Genomic DNA, 19,145 nt, shown 5'->3' with positions numbered 1-19,145 from the left:
TCAGTCCAGCGGCCGGGTCAGGTACACGGCCTCGCGCCCCACGATGGGCTCGCGCGTGGGCATGAAGACCGTGCAGTCGGTGCAGGGCGCGACGATGGCGTGCGGCCCATCGGTGGCGATGAGTTCGCCTTGCGCGAAGCTCTCCAGCCCGATCAGCGGCCGCGTGAAGTGGAAGTCCGTGGTGCGCACCAGATGCGTCTCCAGCAGCTCGAAGCGCAGCTGCGGGCGGGCCGGTGCCTTGGCAACCGCATCGACAAGGCCGAAATGCGCGAGGAAGTCCAGCGTCACCGCGGTCGCGAGCTCGGACGAGGCCTGCTGGAAATGCTGGCCGCACTCGGCCACCAGCGCCACACCGGGTCCCGGGCCGTCGCTGCCGTGCGGCCCGTACTGGATCAGCGGCGTGCCCGAGCCCAGGCCGCGTGGCATGACCAGGTGCAGCGCCGGCCGGCCGATGGCCAGCGCCACATCCGCATTGCGCGCGAAGGATGGATAGACCCAGAACGGCGGCACCGCCTGGCTCGTGGAGTGGATGTCCAGGATGTGGTCGGCCGCCTCGACCACGCCGCGCAGCGCGCGGGCCCGCTGCAGCTCGGGGCTGTCTTCGGCGCCGTCCAGCCAATCGGTGGACCAGATGCGGTTCATGTTGTGCACGAGCTGGCGGCTGTCGAAGGGGCGCTCGATGTCGAAGCTCTCGTAGGCTGCCACGTTGGCAAAGCTCACCGTCAGCGTGCCGATCTTCGGCCGCACGCCGGTGTCCAGCAGGTGCGTGGCGGCCACCATGCCGCAGATCTCGTTGCCGTGCGTGAGCGCGTTGATGAGCACGTGCGGGCCGGGCTTGCCCGAGTCGAAGCGGTGCACGTAGTCGACGCCGGTGTTGCCCTGGCGGTAGGCTGAGAGGTCGCGCGGCAGGACCTCGAGAGGGGTGGTGCTCATCGGAAGATCTTACGGGGGACCCGTCGAGCTCGCCCGCCGTGCGAAATTGAATTCAAAATAGCATCCGATTTTCAAACCGGGCGCCCCAGGCGCCCACATTCCGAGGAGACCCATGCCGATGCCCGCCATTTCCCCCCGCCGCCACACGATCGCCGACCTGCTGCGGCGCACGCGCCGGCGCTATCCCGAGCGCACCGCCATCCGCTGCGGCACGGTGGCGTGGACCTATGCGCAGTTCGACGACGTCTGCAGCCGCCTGGCCGCCGGCCTGGCCGGCCTGGGCGTGGCCACGGGCGACCGCATCGCGGTGGTCTCGCGCAACTCGCACGCCTTCGCCGCGCTGCGCTACGCGGTGGCGCGGCTGGGCGCGGTGCTGGTGCCCGTCAACTTCATGCTGAACGCCGAGGAGGTGCGCTACATCCTCGACCATGCCGGCGCCAGCGTGCTGTGCGTGGACACGGCCTCGGCCGCGGTCGCGCTGCAGGCCGCCGAAGGCACGGCCGTGCGCCACCGGGTCTGGCTGCCGGCAGAGGACGCGTCCGACGCCGTGCCGGGCCTGCTGCCGTTCGATGCGCTGCTGGCCGACGCCGCGGCCCTGGTGGAGCCGGCGCTGGAGCCCGATGCGCTGGCCCAGATCATCTACACCAGCGGCACCGAGTCGCGGCCCAAGGGCGCGATGCTCACGCACGCGGCCGTGATCGCCGAATACGTGAGCTGCCTGGTGGACGCCGAGATCGCCCAGGGCGACCGCGTGCTGCATGCGCTGCCGCTGTACCACTGCGCCCAGCTCGACGTGTTCCTGGGCCCCTGCATCTACGTGGGCGCGACCAACGTGATCACGGGCAAGCCCACGCCCGACAACCTGCTCGCGCTGATGGCGCGCGAGCGCATCACCTCGTTCTTCGCGCCGCCCACGGTCTGGATCGGCCTGCTGCGCGCGCCGCAGTTCGATGCCACCGACCTGTCGGCGCTGGCCAAGGGCTACTACGGCGCCTCCATCATGCCGGTGGAGGTGCTCAAGGAAATCCTGCGCCGCCTGCCCGGCACGCGGCTGTGGAACCTGTACGGCCAGACCGAGATCGCGCCCGTGGCCACGGTGCTGCCGCCCGAGGACCAGCTGCGCAAGGCCGGCTCGGCCGGCCGCGCCACGCTGAACGTGGAGACGCGCGTGGTCGACGACGCCATGCAGGACGTGGCGGTCGGCCAGGTCGGCGAGATCGTGCACCGCTCGCCGCAGCTGCTCAGCGGCTACTACCGCGACCCCGAGCGCACGGCCGCCGCCTTCGAGGGCGGCTGGTTCCACAGCGGCGACCTCGGCGTGCTCGACGAAGAGGGCTACCTCACCGTGGTGGACCGCAAGAAGGACATGATCAAGACCGGCGGCGAGAACGTGGCCAGCCGCGAGGTGGAGGAGGTGCTCTACACCATCGAAGGCGTGTCCGAGGTCGCCGTGATCGGCCTGCCCGACCCGAAGTGGATCGAGGCCGTGACGGCCGTGGTCGTGCGCCGCCCGGGCAGCGCCCTGGACGAAGCGGGCCTGATCGCGGCGGCCTCCGCGCGGCTGGCGCACTTCAAGGTGCCCAAGCGCGTGCACTTCGTCGACGCGCTGCCCAAGAACCCCAGCGGCAAGCTGCTCAAGCGCGAACTGCGCCGGTTTTACGAGGCTGGCTGAACCCGCGCGCGGGACGGCAGGTCCGGCCCGGCACCGGGCAGCTCGATCGGCACGCCGGCCTCGGCGCTGTAGCGGTGCTTCTCCATCTCGGCGACGGCGCGTGCGCGGTCGCGCGCGGCCAGCGCGTCGAGCAGCCGGGCGTGCTCGTCCAGCGTGCGCGCGCGGTCGTCGGCGCGTTCGTACTTGTTCCACATCAGCGGCTCGGCCATGGCCCACAGCCGCCGCACCTCTTCCAGGATCAGGTTGTTCGGCGACAGGCTGAACATGCGGAAGTGGAACTGCCGGTTCAGCTCGATCAGGCTGCGCACGTCGCCGGCCGCAGCGCTCCTGCGCATGCCCTCGTTGAGCTGGCGCAGCATGGCCAGCTGGTCCTCGTCGGGCCAGCGGATCGTGCTCATGAGCTCGTTTTCCAGCAGGTGCAGCATGCGGCGGATCTGCGCGTGCTCGCCCGGCGCGCGCTTGGTCACGAAGTAGCCCTGGTTGCGCCGGTGCACCAGCAGGCCCTGGTCGGCCAGCACGTTCATGGCCTCGCGCAGCGGCACGCGGCTCACCTCCAGCTGCTCGGCCATTTCCTCCTGGCGGATCTGCTCGCCCGGGCTCAGTTCGCCGTTGACGATCATGGCCTTGAGCTGCTGCAGCGTGCGCGCCATGGCTCCGCGGGCCTTCTCGGGGGTGGTCTTCGGGGTCGTCGCGGTGTCGTTCATGGCGGGGTGGCAAGGCGTCCCTGTGCCGGATGGCCGGGTGGTCAGGGCCGATGCTAGCGCCCCTGGACACTAGGGGGAACCCCAATCCCATTCAAAATTGAATTCAATATGATCTAACGCAATTGAATGCGATTGCGGGTGGCCGCTGGCGTTCGAATCCATCCCACGACAGACCTCGCAGAGGCGGAAGGAGACAAGGATGCGTAGACCATGGACCCGCGTGGCGGGCCTGCTGCTGGCCGGGGCGCTGGCCGCCACGGCCCAGGCGCAGGAGACGCTCAGGATCGGCGTGCTGATGAGCTATTCGGGCGTCAGCGCCCTGGCCGGCCAGTCCACCGACAACATCATCAAGCTCTACCAGGCCCGGCACGGCAGCGAGGCCGGCGGGCGCAAGCTGGAGTTCGTGCGGCGCGACAGCACCGGCCCCAACCCCGAGGTCGCGCGCCGGCTGGCGCAGGAACTCATCGTGCGCGAGAAGGTGCAGATCCTGATCGGCCCGGACTTCACGCCCAACGTGCTGGCCGTGGCGCCGCTGGTGACCGAGGCCAGGGTGCCGGCCCTCATCACGGGCGCGGCCACGCAGGGCATCGTCGGCGAGAAGTCGCCGTACTACCTGCGCACCTTCTTCTCCGTGCCGCAGGTGGTGCGGCCCATGGCGCAGTGGGCCGCGAAGAACGGCATCAAGAAGGTGGCCGTCATGGTCGCCGACTACGGCCCCGGCCAGGATGCCGAGGCAACGTTCTCCAAGGCCTTCACGGACGCCGGCGGCAGCATCGCCGCCACCATCAAGGTGCCGGTGCGCAACCCCGAGTTCTCGGGCTACATGCAGCGCCTGAAGGACGCCAACGCCGATGCGGTCTTCGTCTTCATGCCCATCGGCGAGCTCTCGCTGCAGTTCCTCAAGGCCTATGCCGACGCCGGCCTCAAGGACGGCAGGATGAAGCTGCTGGGCACCTCGGACGTGACCGACGAGACCACGCTCGACGCCGCTGGCGACGCTGCGCTGGGCGCCATCACGGCCGGCAACTACTCGCCGCTGCACGATTCGGCGTTGAACCGCCAGTTTGCCGCCGCCTACGACAAGGCCGTGGGCAAGACGCCGCGGCTCTCGCTCTACCACCCGGTGATGTGGGACGCCATGCACATCCTGTACAGCGCGCTGGAAGCGCAGCGCGGCGCGAAGTTCGACCCCGACAAGTTCATGGCCCACGCGCGCGGCATGGCCTTCGAGAGCCCGCGCGGCCCGGTCTCCATCGACAAGGCGACCGGCGACATCGTGCAGAACACCTACATCCGTCGCGTCGAGCGCGTCAACGGGGTGTTGCAGAACGTCGAGTTCGACGTGGTCCCCAACGTGCCGGCCAGGTAAGCCGGTTCCAAGCCACCAATCCCCCGCCGCGCCCGCGCGCGGCAGCCTCCGATGATTCTTCTCACCACCCTGTTCAACGGGCTGGCGTACGGCATCTTGCTGTTCGTCATGGCCGTGGGCCTGTCCGTCACCATGGGCATGATGCGCTTCGTCAATCTGGCGCATGTGAGCCTGTGCATGCTGGGCGGCTACGTGGCCGCCAGTGCGATGGAGGCGCTGCACTGGCCCTTCCTGGCCACGCTGCCGCTGGCCTTCGCGGCCACCGCGCTGTTCTCGGTCGTGCTCGAACGGCTGGTGCTGCGCCACTTCTACGGCAGCGACGACCTCACGCAGGTGCTGCTGACCATCGGACTGGTCTTCATGTCGGTCTCGGCCGCGGCCTATGTCTGGGGCCCGGCCTTCAAGCCGGTCGAGGTGCCGGCCTGGCTCGGCGGCCGCGCCGCAGTGCTGGGCCTGGAACTCGAGCGCTACCGGCTGTTCCTCCTGGCCGTGGGTGCGCTGCTGACGCTGGCGATCTTCCTGGGCCTGGAGCGCACGCGCTTTGGCGCCATGGTGCGTGCCTGCGTGGACAACCGGCGCGCCGCTTCGGCCTGCGGGCTGGACACGCAGCGCGTCTTCGCACTGACCTTCGCCATCGGCGGCGGCCTCGCCGGCCTGGGCGGCGCGCTGTCGGCCAGCCTGCTCGGGCTGGACCCGAACTTCCCGTTCCGCTACCTCGTGTACATGCTGATCGTGGTCTCGGTCGGCGGCATGGGCACCGTGCTGGGGTCGCTCGCGGCCGCGCTGGGTCTGGGCGTGGCCGACGTGGCCAGCAAGTACTACCTGCCGGCTGCGGGCGGCTCGGTCATCTACCTCGTGACGGTGGCCGTCATGCTCTGGCGGCCCGAGGGCCTGCTGGGCCGCAAGGTGCGCCATGCGTGAGGCCGCGCCGCACTTCTTTCGCGCCCGCGCGCGCTGGAGCGGCTGGGAAACCGCCTTCTGGCTCTGCTGGGCCGTCGCCTTCTTCGTGCCGGGCGCCAACCTCGCGCTGCTGACCCAGGTGCTCATCTGGGGCCTGTTCGCGCTGTCGCTGGACTTGCTGCTGGGCTACCGCGGCATTCCCTCGCTGGGCCATGCCGCCTTCTTCGGCATCGGTGCCTACACCGCGGGCTACCTCGGCAAGTTCGGCTGGACCGAACCGATCTCGGGCCTGCTGCTGGCCGCCCTCATGGCCGGCCTCGTGGGCCTGGCCACGGGCCGCATCGTGCGCGGGCTGCACGGCGTGGGCCTGCTCATGGTCACGCTGGGGCTGAACCTGCTGCTGTACGACTTCGTGCACCGGTCCACCGAACTCACGGGCGGCGACGACGGCTTGCAGGGCATCGCCATCGCACCGGTGCTGGGCCTGTTCCGTTTCGACATGTTCGGCCGCACCGGCTATGTCTATGTGCTGGCCGTGGTGTTCGTGCTGTTCCTGCTGGTGCGCGCGCTGCTGCAGTCGGCCTGGGGCCTGGCCCTGCTGGGCGCACGCGACAACGCGCGCCGCATGGCCATGCTGGGCGCGCCCGTGGCCGGCGACCTGACCTGGGCATTCGGCATCTCGGCCGCGCTGGCCGGCGTGGCTGGCGCGCTGCTCACGCAGACCACGCAGTTCGTCGCGCCCGAGGTGCTGTCGTTCCAGCGCTCGGCCGACCTGCTCGTCGTGCTCGTGATCGGCGGCGCGGCCATGCTCTACGGCGGCTTTGCGGGCGCCCTGGTGTTCCTGGTGCTGCGCGACCTGCTCGCGGCGCTGAACCCGGTCTACTGGTACTTCTGGATCGGCCTCGTGCTCGTGCTGATCGTGGCCTTCTTCCGCAAGGGCATCCTGCCCAGCCTGCGCGCGGCCTGGCGGCGGCATGGCAAGGGCAGGGCGCTGCCAGCGCCGGAGGTGGTGCGATGAACGACGTGGTGCTGGCCACGCGCGGCCTGGGCATGGCCTTCGGCGGGCTGCGCGTGTTCTCGGGGCTGGACTTCGCGCTCGCGCGCGGCGAGCGCCATGCCGTGATCGGCCCCAACGGCGCCGGCAAGAGCACCTTCGTGGCCGTGCTCACCGGGCTGCTGCGGCCGACCCAGGGACAAGTGCTGCTGGACGGCCGCGACGTGACGCGGTCCAGCGCCGGTGAGCGCGTGGCCGCCGGCATCGTGCGCACCTTCCAGATCAACCAGCTGTTCCCCTCGCTGACGCCGCTGGAGTCCGTGGTGCTGGCGCTGTGCCAGCGCGACCGGCGGGCGCGGCCCTCGCTGCGCGCGCTGCGGCATTGCGCAGCGCAGATCGACGAGGCTGCGGCGCTGCTGGAGCGCTTCGGCCTGGCCGACGACGCGCTGCTGCCCACCCAGGAGTTGGCCTACGGCCAGCAGCGCCTGCTCGAGGTGCTGCTGGCCTATGCGCTGCGGCCGCGCGTGCTGCTGCTCGACGAGCCGGCGGCCGGCCTGTCGACCACGCAGGGCCATGCGCTGTTCGAGCGCCTGGCCAGCCTGACCGAAGGCACGACGCTGCTGTTCATCGAGCACGACATGAACATCGTCTTCCGCTACGCGCAGCGCGTGAGCGTGCTGGCTGGCGGCAGCCTGCTGGCCCAGGGCACGCCCGACCAGATCCGCGCCGATGCCGGCGTGCGCAAAGCCTATCTTGGAGGGTAGCCACGGTGTTGCTCGAACTGCGCCAACTGCAGGCAGGCTACGGCCCCTCGCGCGTACTGCACGGCCTGGACCTGCGCCTGCGCGCCGGCGAAACGCTGGTCGTCGTCGGCCGCAACGGCGTGGGCAAGACCACGCTCGTGGAAACCATCATGGGCCTGACCGACCACCACGGCGGCGAAATCCTGCTGGACGGCGCGCCCGTGCACGGCCTCGCGCCGCACCGGCGCAACCGCGCCGGCATCGCCTGGGTGCCGCAGCAGCGCGAGGTGTTTCCATCGCTCACGGTCGAGGACAACCTGCGCGTGGTCGCACGGCCCGGCGAATGGACGCTGGCGCGCGTCTACGGACTCTTTCCGCGCCTGGCCGAGCGCCACCGGCACCACGGCGACCAGCTCTCGGGCGGCGAGCAGCAGATGCTGGCGCTGGGCCGCGCGCTCATGACCAACCCGCGCGTGCTGCTGCTGGACGAGCCGGTCGAAGGCCTGGCGCCCATCGTGGTCGAGGAGATGCTGGCCGCCATCGACCGCATGCGTGCCACGGGCGGCATGGGCATCGTGCTCGTCGAGCAGAAGTACGAACTCGCGCTCGCGCATTCCGAGCGCTGCATCGTGATCGACCACGGCGCCGTGGTCCACACCGGCCCCAGCGCCGCGCTGCTGGCCGACCCCGCGCTGATCGAACGCCACCTGGGCCTGGCCCATTGACCCTCAAGGAGAACCCATGACCCATCCCACCCTCCGCCGCCCACGCTCGATCGAGGTCGAAGGCGTGACCCACGGCGCCGCCCCCATCCCCATGGCGGCGCGCGTCGGCAACATCCTCATGACTTCCGGTGTGCTGGGCAAGGACCCGGCCACCGACCAGCTGCCGGCCGACGGCCCCTCCCAGGCCCGCTTCCTGTTCCAGAACCTGCGCACCGTGCTGGCCAACGGCGGCGCCACGCTGGACGACGTGGTGCGGATCACCGTGTTCGTGAAGGACAACAGCCAGCGCGAGGCCATCAACGCCGAATGGCTCCAGTGTTTCCCCGATCCGCACGACCGGCCCGCGCGCCACACCCAGGTTGTCGACCTGCCCGGCACCATGCTCGTGCAGCTCGAAGCCATGGCCGTCGTCCAGGAACGTTGACATGGCAGACGACTTCGTCAAACGCCTCGCCCGCCTGGACTGCTGCGCCGTCTCCGACGCCATGGACAAGCTTGGCCTCGTCGGCGGTGTCAGCGGACTGGATCAGCGCGCCAGCACGCGCCGCATCGCCGGGCGCGTCGTGACCTACAAGCTCGTGCCCAAGGACCAGGCGCCGACCGTGTCCGGCCCGCCGCGCCACCTCGGCACCACGGCCATCGAGGCCGCGCAGGCCGGCGACATCGTCGTCGTGGAGCAACGCACCGGCTTGGACGCCGGCTCCTGGGGCGGCATCCTGTCGCTCGCTGCCAAGGTGCGCGGCGTGGCGGGTGTGATCGCCGACGGCCCGGTGCGCGACATCGACGAGGCGCGCAGCTACGACTTCCCCGTCTATTGCCGCAGCCTCACGGCCCGCACCGCCCGCGGGCGCGTGGCCGAGGCCTTCACCAACGGGCCCGTCACGGTAGGCGAGATCGCCGTCCACCCCGGCGACTACGCCATCGCCGACGCGAGCGGCGTGGTCTTCGTGCGTGCGCAGGACATCGCCCGCGTGCTGGACGCCGCCGAAGCCATCGCCGGCCGCGAAGCCGCCATGGCCCGCGCGCTGATGGCCGGCCTGCCCGTGAGCCAGGTCATGGGCGCCGACTACGAACACATGCTGCGCTGAACGCGCTCTACCCGAGGAACACCATGACAGACCCGAATGTCGCGCGTGCCGCGCGACTGGACACCGCCACCCTCAGCGATGCGCTGGACAAGCACGGACTGAACGGCCAGTGCTACCGCATCCAGCCGCGCAGCACCGATTCGCGCATGACCGGCCGTGCTTGGACGCTGCTGTACGGCCCGGCCGGTGTGCCGGCCGGCACCGTGGGCGACTACATCGACGACGTGGCGCCCGGCAGCGTCATCGTGCTGGACAACGGCGGGCGCGACAACGCCACCGTTTGGGGCGACATCCTGACCGAGGTGGCGCACGCCAAGGGCATCGCCGGCACGGTGATCGACGGCATCAACCGCGACGTGGCGCTGAGCCTGCAGCTCGGCTACCCGATCTACAGCCGTGGCCACTGGATGCGCACGGGCAAGGACCGTGTGCAGGTCGAAGCCACCGGCGTGCCGGTGAACATCGGCGACGTGCGCGTGTGTCCGGGCGATCTGGTGCGCGGCGACGCCGATGGCGTGGTCGTCATCCCGAAGGCCCACGAAGACCAGGTGCTCGCGACGGCAGAGGCGATCCAGCATGCCGAAGACGCGATCCGCGCATCCGTGCGCGCCGGCATGGGCCTGCGCGAGGCACGCGTACAGCACGGCTACCACCAACTGCAGACGCGGGAGGCGAAGTGAGCGCCGCGCTGCCGCGCCCGAGCGGCCCGACCATCCGCGACAGCATCGAACGCGTGGACGCCGCCACCGTGGCCGCCGCGCGCGCGCTGCCGGCCGCCACGTTGCACGAGGCCGGCGGCCGCATCGGCGTGCTGCCTTCTTCCATCAAGCCGGTGGCGCCCGCCTTCCGCGTCTGCGGGCCGGCCGTCACCGTGCAATCGCCGGGCGGCGACAACCTCTGGCTGCACCGCGCGCTGTACGTGGCCGGGCGCGGCGACGTGCTGGTCGTGCATGTCAGCGGCGCGCACGACTTCGGCTACTGGGGCGAGATCATGTCGGCCGCGGCCCAGGTGCGCCAGCTCGGCGGGCTCGTCATCGACGGCTGCGTGCGCGACGGCGCAGTGCTGGCCGACTTCGGCTTCCCCGTGTTCGCGCGCGGCCTCAGCATCCGCGGCACAGGCAAGGACTTCGGCGCGCGGGGCTGGATCAACCATCCCGTGCTGTTCGATGACCTCGTGGTGCAACCGGGCGACCTCGTCGTCGGCGACACCGACGGCGTGGTCGCGCTGCCGCGCGCGCGTGCGGCCGAGGTGGTGCAGGCGGCGCAGGCGCGCGAGGCCAAGGAAGCCGGCATCGTGCAACGCATCCGGGCCGGCGAGCGCACGCTCGAGGTCTACAAGTTCTGATGGCCGCCGAACCCCTCCCTCTGTCGGTGCGCGTGCAGGCCGTGCGCGCCGAGGCGCTGGACGTGCTGTCCTTCGAGTTGTGCGCCGAAGGCGGCGGCCTGCTGCCGGCCTTCACGGCCGGAAGCCACATCGACGTGGCGATTGCCACGGCCGCCGGGCCGCTGCTGCGCCAGTACTCGCTCTGCAACGACCCCGAGGAGCGGCAGCGCTACGTCATCGGCGTGGGCCGCGACGTGGCCAGCCGCGGCGGGTCGGTGGCGCTGCACGACGGGGTGCGTGCCGGTGCCTTGCTGCGCATCGGCATGCCGCGCAACAACTTCGCACTCGACGAGGCCGCGCCGCTGAGCGTGCTGGTGGCCGGCGGCATCGGCATCACGCCCATGCTGGCCATGGCGCGCCGGCTCGCGCGGCTGGGCCGGCCGTGGACGCTTTACCACTGCGTGCGCTCGCCGTGCCGCGCCGCCTTCGCCGAGGAACTCCAGGCGCTCGCGCCGCCCGGCGGCCAGGGCCGCGTGGTGACGGTCGTGGACGGCCTGCCCGGCGCGGCCCGGCTGGATCTCGCGGCGCTCGTGCGCGAGGCGCCGCAGGGCGCCCACTTCTACTGCTGCGGCCCCGTGCCCATGCTGGAGGCCTTCGGCCGCGCCACGCAGGGCTTGCCGGACGCGCGCGTGCACGTCGAGTGGTTCAGCGCCCCCGCACCGGCCGCCGCAGCCGAGGCGCCGGCCGGCAGCTTCAGCGTGCAGCTGAAACGCAGGAACCGCCGCTTCGACATCCCGGCCGACAAGACCATCCTCGAGGTGCTGCTGGACGGCGGCATCGATGTGGACCACTCCTGCCGCGAAGGCCTGTGCGGCACCTGCGAGACGCGCGTGCTGGCCGGCATCCCGGACCACCGCGACCCCGTGCTCGCAGGCCGCACGAACCCGCCGCAGGACCGCATGCTCGTCTGTGTATCCCGCTGCACCGGCCCCGCGCTGGTGCTCGACCTCTGACCCCCATCCACCCAAGGAGACCCTCCGCATGATCATCGACTCCCACGCCCACGTGGTCGTTCCGCCCGAGAGCTACAAGTACATGGCCGAGCTCGTGGCCAGCCGGGCCAACCCGGCGGCCGCGCCCAAGCTGACCGACGAGGCCGTGCGCACGGCCGGCCAGAGCATCGTGGACATCATGGACAAGGTCGGCACGGACATCCAGTTCCTGTCGCCGCGCCCCTACATGCAGATGCACTCGGTCAAGCCGGCCAAGGTCACCGCGCTGTGGACCCAGCACATGAACGACCTGGTCCACCGCACGGTGCAGATGTTTCCCACGCGCTTTCGCGGCGTGGCCGGCCTGCCGCAGTACCGCGACGAGAGCCCGGAGAACTGCCTCGCCGAGCTGGAGTTCCGCGTCAAGGAACAGGGCTTCATCGGCTGCCTGCTGAACCCCGACCCGACCGAGGGCGACGGCGCACCGCCGCCCGGCCTGGGCGATCCGTTCTGGTACCCGCTGTACGAGAAGCTCTGCGCGCTCGACATCCCGGCTCTCATCCACTCGGCCGGCAGCTGCCAGCCGCGCGAGAGCTACACGCTCAAGTTCATCAACGAGGAGAGCATCGCCATCGTCTCGCTCATGCAGTCGACGGTGTTCGAGAAGTTCCCCACGCTCAAGCTCATCGTGCCGCACGGCGGCGGTGCGATCCCTTACCACATGGGGCGCTTCCGCGCCTGGAGCGTGCGCAAGGGCGGCGCCTTCTTCGACGACCAGTTGAAGCGCCTGCACTTCGACACCACCACCTACGACCAGGATGCGCTGGAGCTGCTGTTCAAGGTGGTCGGCGCCGACCGCGTGCTGTTCGCCACCGAGAACCCGGGCACCGGCAGCGCGATCGACCCCCGGACCGGCCGCGCCTACGACGACCTCAAGCCCGTGATCGAGGCGATCCCCTTCCTGACGGAGCAGGACCGGCGCAACGTCTTCGAGTGCAACTGCACCAAGCTGTACAGCCGCTTCCGCCAGGACGCCTGAAGCATGGCGCAGATCGTCCTGGGCCTCGGGGCCTCGCACACACCGCTGCTGACGCTCACGGCCGAGCAATGGCAGCACCGCGCGGCGGTGGATTACGCCAACACCCAGCTCAACATGAGCGACGGCCGGCTGCTGCGCTACGAGCAGGTGCTGTCTGAACTCGGCGCGCGTTGCGCGGACCTGATCGCGCCCGAGATGCTGGCCGCCAAGGAGCGCGCCTGCCACGCCGCGCTGGACCGGCTGGCCGCTGCGCTGGCCGAGGCCAGCCCGGACGTGGTGGTCATCGTCGGCGATGACCAGCGCGAGCTGTTCGGCCCGGCGAACCAGCCGGCGATCGCGATCTTCCACGGCGCGGAGATCGTCACGAGCGACAAGTTCGGCGACGAGGAGGGGGCCGACTGGGTCAAGGCCATGGGGCGCGGTTACCTGATGGACGACACGCATGTGGTGCCCGGTGCCAGCGCGTTTGCGCTGGAGCTGATCCGCGGGCTGATCGATGCGGAATTCGACGTGGCCGCCTGCGCGCGCGTGGACGATCCCAAGACAGCAGGCTTCGGCCATGCCTACGGCTTCATCGTCAAGCGCTTGTTCCAGGGCCGCGTGATCCCGGTCGTGCCGGTGCTGCTGAACACCTACTACGGCCCCAACGTGCCCAGCCCGGCGCGCTGCTGGAAGCTGGGCCGGGCCCTGCGCCAGGTCATCGAGACGAGCGCGGCGGACCTGCGTGTGGCCGTGGTGGCCTCGGGCGGCCTCAGCCACTTCGTCGTCGACGAGGCGCTGGACCGCGGCGTGCTCGACGCCATGGCGCGCGGCGACGCGGCCGCGCTGTCCGCCATCCCGCGCGGCGCGCTGAACTCCGGATCGTCCGAGATCCTGAACTGGATCGTCACGGCCGGTGCGGCCGGCGGCCTGCCGCTGCGCTGGCACGACTACCAGCCCCTGTACCGCACGCCCGCCGGCACCGGCGTGGGCGCGGCCTTCGCGGTCTGGGGCGCTTGAACGAGGAAAGGAGACCACGATGTTGAGCGAAGAGAAGAACCGCCTGCTGACCCGGGTCGGCCCGGGCACCCCGATGGGCGACCTGCTGCGCCGCTACTGGATGCCGATCGCCGGCGTCTCGGAGTTCGAGCAGCGCAGCACCAAGGCCGTGCGCCTGCTCGGCGAAGACCTGGTGCTCTACAAGGACCTCAGCGGCGCCTATGGCCTGGTGGACCGGCGCTGTGCGCACCGCCGCGCCGACCTGGCCTACGGCATGGTCGAGCAGCATGGCCTGCGCTGCAACTACCACGGCTGGTGCTTCAACCAGACCGGGCAATGCGTGAGCCAGCCCTTCGAGGACACCTGCTTCCCCGAGCGCAACGCCAAGGAGCGCGTGCGCATCAAGGCCTATCCGGTCGAAGCCAAGGGCGGCATGCTGTGGGCCTACCTGGGCCCGCAGCCTGCGCCGCTGCTGCCCGACTGGGAGGCCTTCTCCTGGCCGAACGGTTTCGCCCAGGTGGTGATCTCCGAGGTGCCGTGCAACTGGTTCCAGTGCCAGGAGAACTCGATCGACCCCGTGCACTTCGAGTGGATGCACGAGAACTGGGGCAAGCGCCTGCGCACGGGCGACACCGCGCTGGGACCGACGCACCTCAAGCTCGATTTCGACGAGTTCGAGCACGGCTTCGTCTACCGCCGCGTCAAGGAAGACACCGACGAGAACGACGACGCCTGGACCATCGGCCGCGTCTGCCTGTGGCCCAACGGCTTCTTCCTGGGCGAGCACTTCGAGTGGCGCGTGCCCATCGACGACGAGAACACGCTGTCGGTGACCTGGAAGTACACGCGCGTGCCGCGCGGCCGCGAACCCTATGTGCAGGACAGCATCCCGACCTGGTACGGCCCCGTGAAGGATGCCGACGGCAGGTGGATCGACACGCACGTCATGAACCAGGATTTCCTGGCCTGGGTCGGGCAGGGCGTGATCGCCGACCGCACCCAGGAGCACCTGGGCGCCAGCGACCGCGGCATCGTGGCGATCCGCCGCCGCTTCTTCGAGGAGATGGAGGCCGTGGCCGCGGGCGCGGAGCCCAAGGGCACGATCCGCGACCCCGCGCGCAACGTGCGCGTGCCACTGCCCATGATGGACCGCGCGCAGACGCTGGACGGCTACACCGCAGAGCAGATCCTGGCCAGCCCGCGCATGAAGCTGTTCTACACCACCTACATCTTCCAGGCCGGCCAGCCCGAGCACGTGCAGCGCGCGTTCTCGCAGGCCATGGGCATCGAGGTGGGCGACTTCGACGGCGTGATCGGCTCGCGCGGTTCCAGCGCCGGCGTCTGAGCCGACCGCCCACAACGAGAGGAGACAAACATGCACACCACCCCACGTTCCCACCTCACGCGCCGCCGGCTGCTGGCGGCCGGCGCCGGCCTGGCCGCGCTGCACGGCAGCGGCGCGCTGGCCCAGGCCAGCGACTTTCCCAACCGGCCCGTGCGCATCGTGCTGCCGTTCCCGCCCGGCACGGTCAACGATGCCGTGCTGCGCCTGGTCGGCGACGAGCTGGGCAAGCGCTGGAAGCAACCCATCGTGGTCGACAACCGGCCCGGCGCCAGTTCCATCATCGGCAGCGACCATGTGGCCAAGGCCGCGCCGGACGGCTACACGCTGCTGGCCAACATCACACTGGTGGTGCAGAACCCCGCGCTGCGCAAGAAGCTGCCCTACGCCTTCAGCGACCTGCGCGCCGTGACCCAGTTCAACCGCCAGCAGCTGCCGGTTTTCGTGCGCGCCGACCTGCCTGTCCAGGACGTCACGCAGCTGCTCGCACTGGCGCGCGCCCAACCCAACAAGATCAACTTCGCGACCTGGGGCCTGGGCTCCACGGCCCACCTGCTGCTCGAGAAGATGCGCGTGGACAACGACGCGCCCATGCTGCACGTGCCCTACAAGGGTGGCTCGGACATCATCAAGGCGCTGTTGTCAGGGGAAGCCGATGTGGCGGTGGCCGACCTGCTGAGCCCTGACGCGCACTTCAAGTCCGGCAAGCTGCGCGTGATCGGCGTGACGGGCCCGGTGCGCCTGCCCAACATGCCCCAGGTGCAGACGCTGCAGGAGGCGGGCGTGACCGGTTTTGACGGCTACAACTGGCTGGGGCTGTTCGCCCCGGCGCGCACGCCCGACGCTGTCGTGCGCAGGCTCTCCGAGGACATCAACGCCGTGCAGGCCGACCCGGCGTTGGCACGCCGCTTCGTCGAGGAGATGTACGTGAACCCGTCCGCCACCACACCCGAGCAGTTCGCGCAGATCGTGGACCGCGACCTGCAGACCTGGACCGCGGTGATCCGGCGCGTCGGTGTCACGTTGGACTGACTGTTGTTGCCATCAAACTGCGCGTGGTTTGCACGTATGTTTTCTGTGATTCGATCACTTATGATGCAGATTGCTCGGTAGCCAGACCCACCCGTTGCGTGGAAAGGGGCTCGGGCGCACGCAGCATGACCACACCCAGCCCATCCGTGCCCGACCGCCGGACCGCGCCGCAGGCCGCGGTGGCCGGCACTGCCTTGTGGTGGCGTCCCGCGCTGGCGGCAGGGCTGACCAGCGCGGTGCTGGCGCTCGTTCCCTGGCTGTACCTGCAGGACCGCCAAAGCGATGCGGAACTGGCACTGCGCGCGCTGGTGTCCCACGAGGCCGACAGCGCCGTGGCCAATGTGCAAACCCAGCTGCGTGCGTTTGAGCTCGTGCTGCGCGGCGTCAAGGGCTTCTTCGAGGGCTCGGACGGGGTCGATGCCGCCGAGTTCCAGGCCTTCGTGGCCTCGTTGGCGCTGCAGCGCACGGCGCCGGGCCTGCAGGGCGTGGGCTTCGTCGCCCACCTGAGCGGTGCCGCGGCACCGCGCAACGCCGCGGCAGCCTCCTTCGATGCATCCGGCCTGGTGCTGCGCCCGCCCGGGCAGCGCGAAGCCTATGCACCCATCCTGTTCATGGAGCCGCCCACGCCCGGCAACCGCGGCGCGCTGGGCCTGGACGTGCTGACCGTGCCCACGGCCCGTGCCGCGATCGAGCAGTCCGTGGCCTCCGGCGAACTGGCACTGACGGGCAAGCTGCAGCTCGCACAGGACGCAGGCGGCCCGCCCGAGCCCGGTTTCGTGATGTACCTGCCGGTCTACCTGCCGCAGGCCCAAGCGCCGGCCCAGGACCCGCGGCGCATGGCACCCGTGGGCTGGGCCGATGGGCCCTTCCGGCTGCGCGAACTGCTGGCGCCGGTCGCCACGGAGCTCATGCCCGGCCTGCACCTGCAGGTGTTCGATGGCGAGCAGCCCTCGCAAGCCAGCCACCTCTTCGGCCTGCTCGACGGCCGGCCGGCCCCGTTCGAGGGCACCGCCGGCACGGCGTATGCGGTGCGCCGGGTGGCCAGCTTCGGCGGGCGCAACTGGACCTACGTGCTCACGCCGACGGCAGACTTCGTTGCGCAGCACCGCGCCGGCGAGTACCGCGGGCTGGCGCTCACCGGCCTGCTGCTGAGCCTGTCGGCGGGCGCCATCGTGTTCCTGCTGCTGCACGCGCGCAACCGTGCGCAGCGGCTCGCGCTGCAGATGAGCGAGGAGGCGCGGGCACTGTCGGCCGAGATCGCCGGCACGCTCAATGCCATTCCGGACCTGCTGGTCGAGATGGACGGCGAGGGCCGCTATCTGGCCTTGCGCGCGCGCCGCCTGGATGGGCTGATCGCGCCGCCCGCGCAGATCATCGGGCGCACCGCGCAGGAGTTGCTGCCGCCCGCCGCGGCCGCCACCGTGCTGCAGGCGCTGGCGCTGGCGCGCGCGCATGGGCGCAGCGCCGGCCTGCGCCTGGAAGTGCAGATCAAGGGCGAGCCGCGCTGGTTCGAACTCTCGGTGGCCTGCAAGACCGAGCATGCCGATCCGGCACAGGCGCGCTTCATCGTGCTCTCGCGCGACATCACCTCGCGCATGCGCACGCTGCAGGCGCTGCAGGAGAGCGAGCGCGTGCTGCTGGAGGCGCAGCGCGTCGCGGCCCTGGGCCACTTCCGGGTCGAGCGCGCGGCCCGCATCTGCCATCTGTCGCTGGCCTGCGCGCGGCTGCTGGGCCTGCCGCCGACCGAGCGGCTGGACTTCGACCGCTTCCTGGCCTGCGTCGATGCGCGCCAGCGCCAGCGTGTCGAGGCGCTGTGCCTGGGCGAGGCCGCACCGCAGGCGCTGGAGTACGAGTTCCGCCTGGCCGGGGCCGACGACGCCGCGCCGCGCTGGCTGCTGCTGAGCACGCCCGGCGCGGGCGAGCACGAGGCCGAGCGCTTCTTCACGCTGCAGGACATCAGCTCGCGGCGCACCTCGCAGGAGCAGCTGCACCGGCTGGCCTACTACGACCAGCTGACCGGCCTGCCGAACCGCAGCCTGTTCGTGAAGGAGGCCACGCAGCTGCTGGCGGCGGCCCAGGCCCGCGGCATGGTCGGCGCCGCCATCCTGCTGGACCTGGACCGCTTCAAGGCCATCAACGACAACTGGGGCCACCGCAGCGGCGATGCCGTGCTGCGCGAGGTGGCGCAGCGCCTGCGCGACTGCATGTCCGCCGAGCACCTGGTGGCGCGCCTGCACGCCGACGAATTCATCGTGCTGCTGGACGCGCTGGGCCAGGACGAGGAGGAGGCCCAGCGGCTGGCGCAGGACCGCTGCCGCAGCGTGCTGCGCATGCTGGCCGTGCCATCCCATGTCGGCGGGCGCGAGCTGTACTGCTCGGCCAGCATGGGCATCGCGGTGTTCGGCCGCGAGACGCTGACGCTGGAGGAATTGCTGGCGCGCGCCGATTCGGCCATGGAGCTGGCCAAGCACGACGGGCGCAGCACCTTCCGCCTGTTCGACGAAGGCCTGCGCAGCCGCGTGGCCGAGCGCGCCCTGCTGGAGGCCGCGCTGCGCCAGGCCGTGCCACGCAACGAGCTGAGCCTGCTGTACCAGCCGCAGATCGATGCCGGCGGCGCGCTGGTCGGCGCCGAGGCGCTGTGCCGCTGGACCCACCCCGAGCGCGGGCCGGTGTCGCCGGCGGTCTTCATCGCGCTGGCCGAGGACAGCGGCAGCATCTATGCGCTGGGCGAGTGGGTGCTGCGCACGGCCTGCCGCGAACTGGCGCGCTGGCGGCCCGGCACGCCGCTCGGCGAGGCGGTGATGGCAGTCAACGTCAGCGCGCGCCAGTTCCACCACCCGGACTTCGTCGGCCAGGTGCTGGACGCCCTGCACAGCAGCGATGCCGATCCGGCCCGGCTCAAGCTGGAGCTCACCGAGAGCGTGGTCGCGCGCGACCTGGACGCCATCGTGAACAAGATGGGCGCCCTCAAGGCGCTGGGCGTGCGCTTCTCGCTGGACGACTTCGGCACCGGCTACTCCTCGCTCTCCTACCTCAAGCGGCTGCCGCTGGACCAGCTCAAGATCGACCAGTCGTTCGTGCGCGACCTGCTGGCCGACCCGAACGATGCGGCCATCGTGCGCACCGTGATCGCGCTGGGCGCGAGCCTGGGCCTGGCCGTCGTGGCCGAAGGCGTGGAGACCGCCGAGCAGCGCGCCGTGCTGCTGGCGGCCGGCTGCCGCATGTACCAGGGCTACCTGTTCGCCCCGCCGCTGCAGGCCGAGGCGCTGTGGTCCCTGGCCGCCGGGCCCACGGCCGGGCCGGTCTGATC

General features: G+C 70.9%; 18 protein-coding genes. 16 read left to right on the top strand and 2 right to left on the bottom strand.

The window, feature by feature from the left end:
- Positions 1-933 (bottom strand): succinylglutamate desuccinylase/aspartoacylase family protein, encoded by a 933-nt coding sequence (locus tag ASF45_RS10010; protein WP_056660858.1) that lies wholly within the window; start codon positions 931-933, stop codon positions 1-3.
- A 112-nt stretch (positions 934-1,045) separates the two neighbouring features.
- On the opposite strand from ASF45_RS10010, the gene ASF45_RS10005 reads away from it, so the two are divergent.
- Positions 1,046-2,605: an acyl-CoA synthetase gene (locus ASF45_RS10005; protein ID WP_235580869.1), complete on the top strand. Its 1,560-nt coding sequence runs from the start codon at positions 1,046-1,048 to the stop codon at positions 2,603-2,605.
- On the opposite strand, the gene ASF45_RS10000 is transcribed toward ASF45_RS10005, so the two are convergent.
- Entirely contained in the window at positions 2,590-3,309 is a 720-nt protein-coding gene (locus ASF45_RS10000; protein ID WP_056660856.1) for a GntR family transcriptional regulator, read from the bottom strand. The two genes, ASF45_RS10005 and ASF45_RS10000, sit on opposite strands and share 16 nt — an antisense overlap.
- Before the next feature lie 199 nt (positions 3,310-3,508).
- On the opposite strand from ASF45_RS10000, the gene ASF45_RS09995 reads away from it, so the two are divergent.
- The 15 genes from ASF45_RS09995 (at position 3,509) to ASF45_RS09925 (ending at position 19,143) form a co-directional block, all read left to right on the top strand.
- Positions 3,509-4,678 carry an ABC transporter substrate-binding protein gene (locus ASF45_RS09995; RefSeq protein WP_063887632.1) on the top strand — a complete coding sequence of 390 codons (1,170 nt, stop codon included), beginning with the start codon at positions 3,509-3,511 and terminating at the stop codon, positions 4,676-4,678.
- Positions 4,679-4,729: 51 nt separating this feature from the next.
- Positions 4,730-5,599, top strand: coding sequence for a branched-chain amino acid ABC transporter permease (locus ASF45_RS09990; protein WP_056660850.1), 870 nt, complete (start codon positions 4,730-4,732; stop codon positions 5,597-5,599).
- On the top strand, positions 5,592-6,596 hold the full coding sequence (locus ASF45_RS09985; RefSeq protein ID WP_056660847.1) for a branched-chain amino acid ABC transporter permease: 1,005 nt from the start codon (positions 5,592-5,594) through the stop codon (positions 6,594-6,596). Before ASF45_RS09990 ends, ASF45_RS09985 begins: the two co-directional genes overlap by 8 nt.
- On the top strand, positions 6,593-7,336 hold the full coding sequence (locus tag ASF45_RS09980; protein WP_056660844.1) for an ABC transporter ATP-binding protein: 744 nt from the start codon (positions 6,593-6,595) through the stop codon (positions 7,334-7,336). The genes ASF45_RS09985 and ASF45_RS09980 overlap by 4 nt, the downstream gene beginning before the upstream one ends.
- A gap of 5 nt (positions 7,337-7,341) precedes the next feature.
- Positions 7,342-8,040: an ABC transporter ATP-binding protein gene (locus tag ASF45_RS09975; protein ID WP_056660841.1), complete on the top strand. Its 699-nt coding sequence runs from the start codon at positions 7,342-7,344 to the stop codon at positions 8,038-8,040.
- Between the two features lie 16 nt (positions 8,041-8,056).
- Entirely contained in the window at positions 8,057-8,464 is a 408-nt protein-coding gene (locus ASF45_RS09970; protein WP_056660839.1) for a RidA family protein, read from the top strand.
- Position 8,465: 1 nt separating this feature from the next.
- Positions 8,466-9,128 carry an RraA family protein gene (locus ASF45_RS09965; protein WP_056660836.1) on the top strand — a complete coding sequence of 221 codons (663 nt, stop codon included), beginning with the start codon at positions 8,466-8,468 and terminating at the stop codon, positions 9,126-9,128.
- A gap of 23 nt (positions 9,129-9,151) precedes the next feature.
- The gene (locus tag ASF45_RS09960; protein WP_056660834.1) at positions 9,152-9,808 is read left to right on the top strand and encodes an RraA family protein; all 657 of its coding nucleotides are present in this window, start codon (positions 9,152-9,154) and stop codon (positions 9,806-9,808) included.
- On the top strand, positions 9,805-10,473 hold the full coding sequence (locus ASF45_RS09955) for a 4-carboxy-4-hydroxy-2-oxoadipate aldolase/oxaloacetate decarboxylase (protein WP_369802113.1): 669 nt from the start codon (positions 9,805-9,807) through the stop codon (positions 10,471-10,473). The genes ASF45_RS09960 and ASF45_RS09955 overlap by 4 nt, the downstream gene beginning before the upstream one ends.
- Entirely contained in the window at positions 10,473-11,465 is a 993-nt protein-coding gene (locus tag ASF45_RS09950) for a PDR/VanB family oxidoreductase (RefSeq protein ID WP_056660831.1), read from the top strand. The genes ASF45_RS09955 and ASF45_RS09950 overlap by 1 nt, the downstream gene beginning before the upstream one ends.
- 28 nt (positions 11,466-11,493) lie before the next feature.
- Positions 11,494-12,483: an amidohydrolase family protein gene (locus ASF45_RS09945; protein WP_056660828.1), complete on the top strand. Its 990-nt coding sequence runs from the start codon at positions 11,494-11,496 to the stop codon at positions 12,481-12,483.
- 3 nt (positions 12,484-12,486) lie between these two features.
- Positions 12,487-13,482 (top strand): hypothetical protein, encoded by a 996-nt coding sequence (locus ASF45_RS09940; RefSeq protein ID WP_056660825.1) that lies wholly within the window; start codon positions 12,487-12,489, stop codon positions 13,480-13,482.
- Between the two features lie 19 nt (positions 13,483-13,501).
- Entirely contained in the window at positions 13,502-14,806 is a 1,305-nt protein-coding gene (locus ASF45_RS09935; protein ID WP_056660822.1) for an aromatic ring-hydroxylating dioxygenase subunit alpha, read from the top strand.
- A 30-nt stretch (positions 14,807-14,836) separates the two neighbouring features.
- Positions 14,837-15,835: a tripartite tricarboxylate transporter substrate binding protein gene (locus tag ASF45_RS09930; protein WP_056660819.1), complete on the top strand. Its 999-nt coding sequence runs from the start codon at positions 14,837-14,839 to the stop codon at positions 15,833-15,835.
- A gap of 125 nt (positions 15,836-15,960) precedes the next feature.
- Positions 15,961-19,143 carry an EAL domain-containing protein gene (locus ASF45_RS09925; protein ID WP_056660816.1) on the top strand — a complete coding sequence of 1,061 codons (3,183 nt, stop codon included), beginning with the start codon at positions 15,961-15,963 and terminating at the stop codon, positions 19,141-19,143.
- Positions 19,144-19,145: the final 2 nt, after the last annotated feature.

The sequence above is a fragment of the Pseudorhodoferax sp. Leaf265 genome, assembly GCF_001422365.1.
Lineage (GTDB): Bacteria > Pseudomonadota > Gammaproteobacteria > Burkholderiales > Burkholderiaceae_C > Pseudorhodoferax.
The sequence above is the reverse complement of the archived record's forward strand: the minus strand, read 5'-3'. Positions and strand labels throughout refer to the sequence as shown.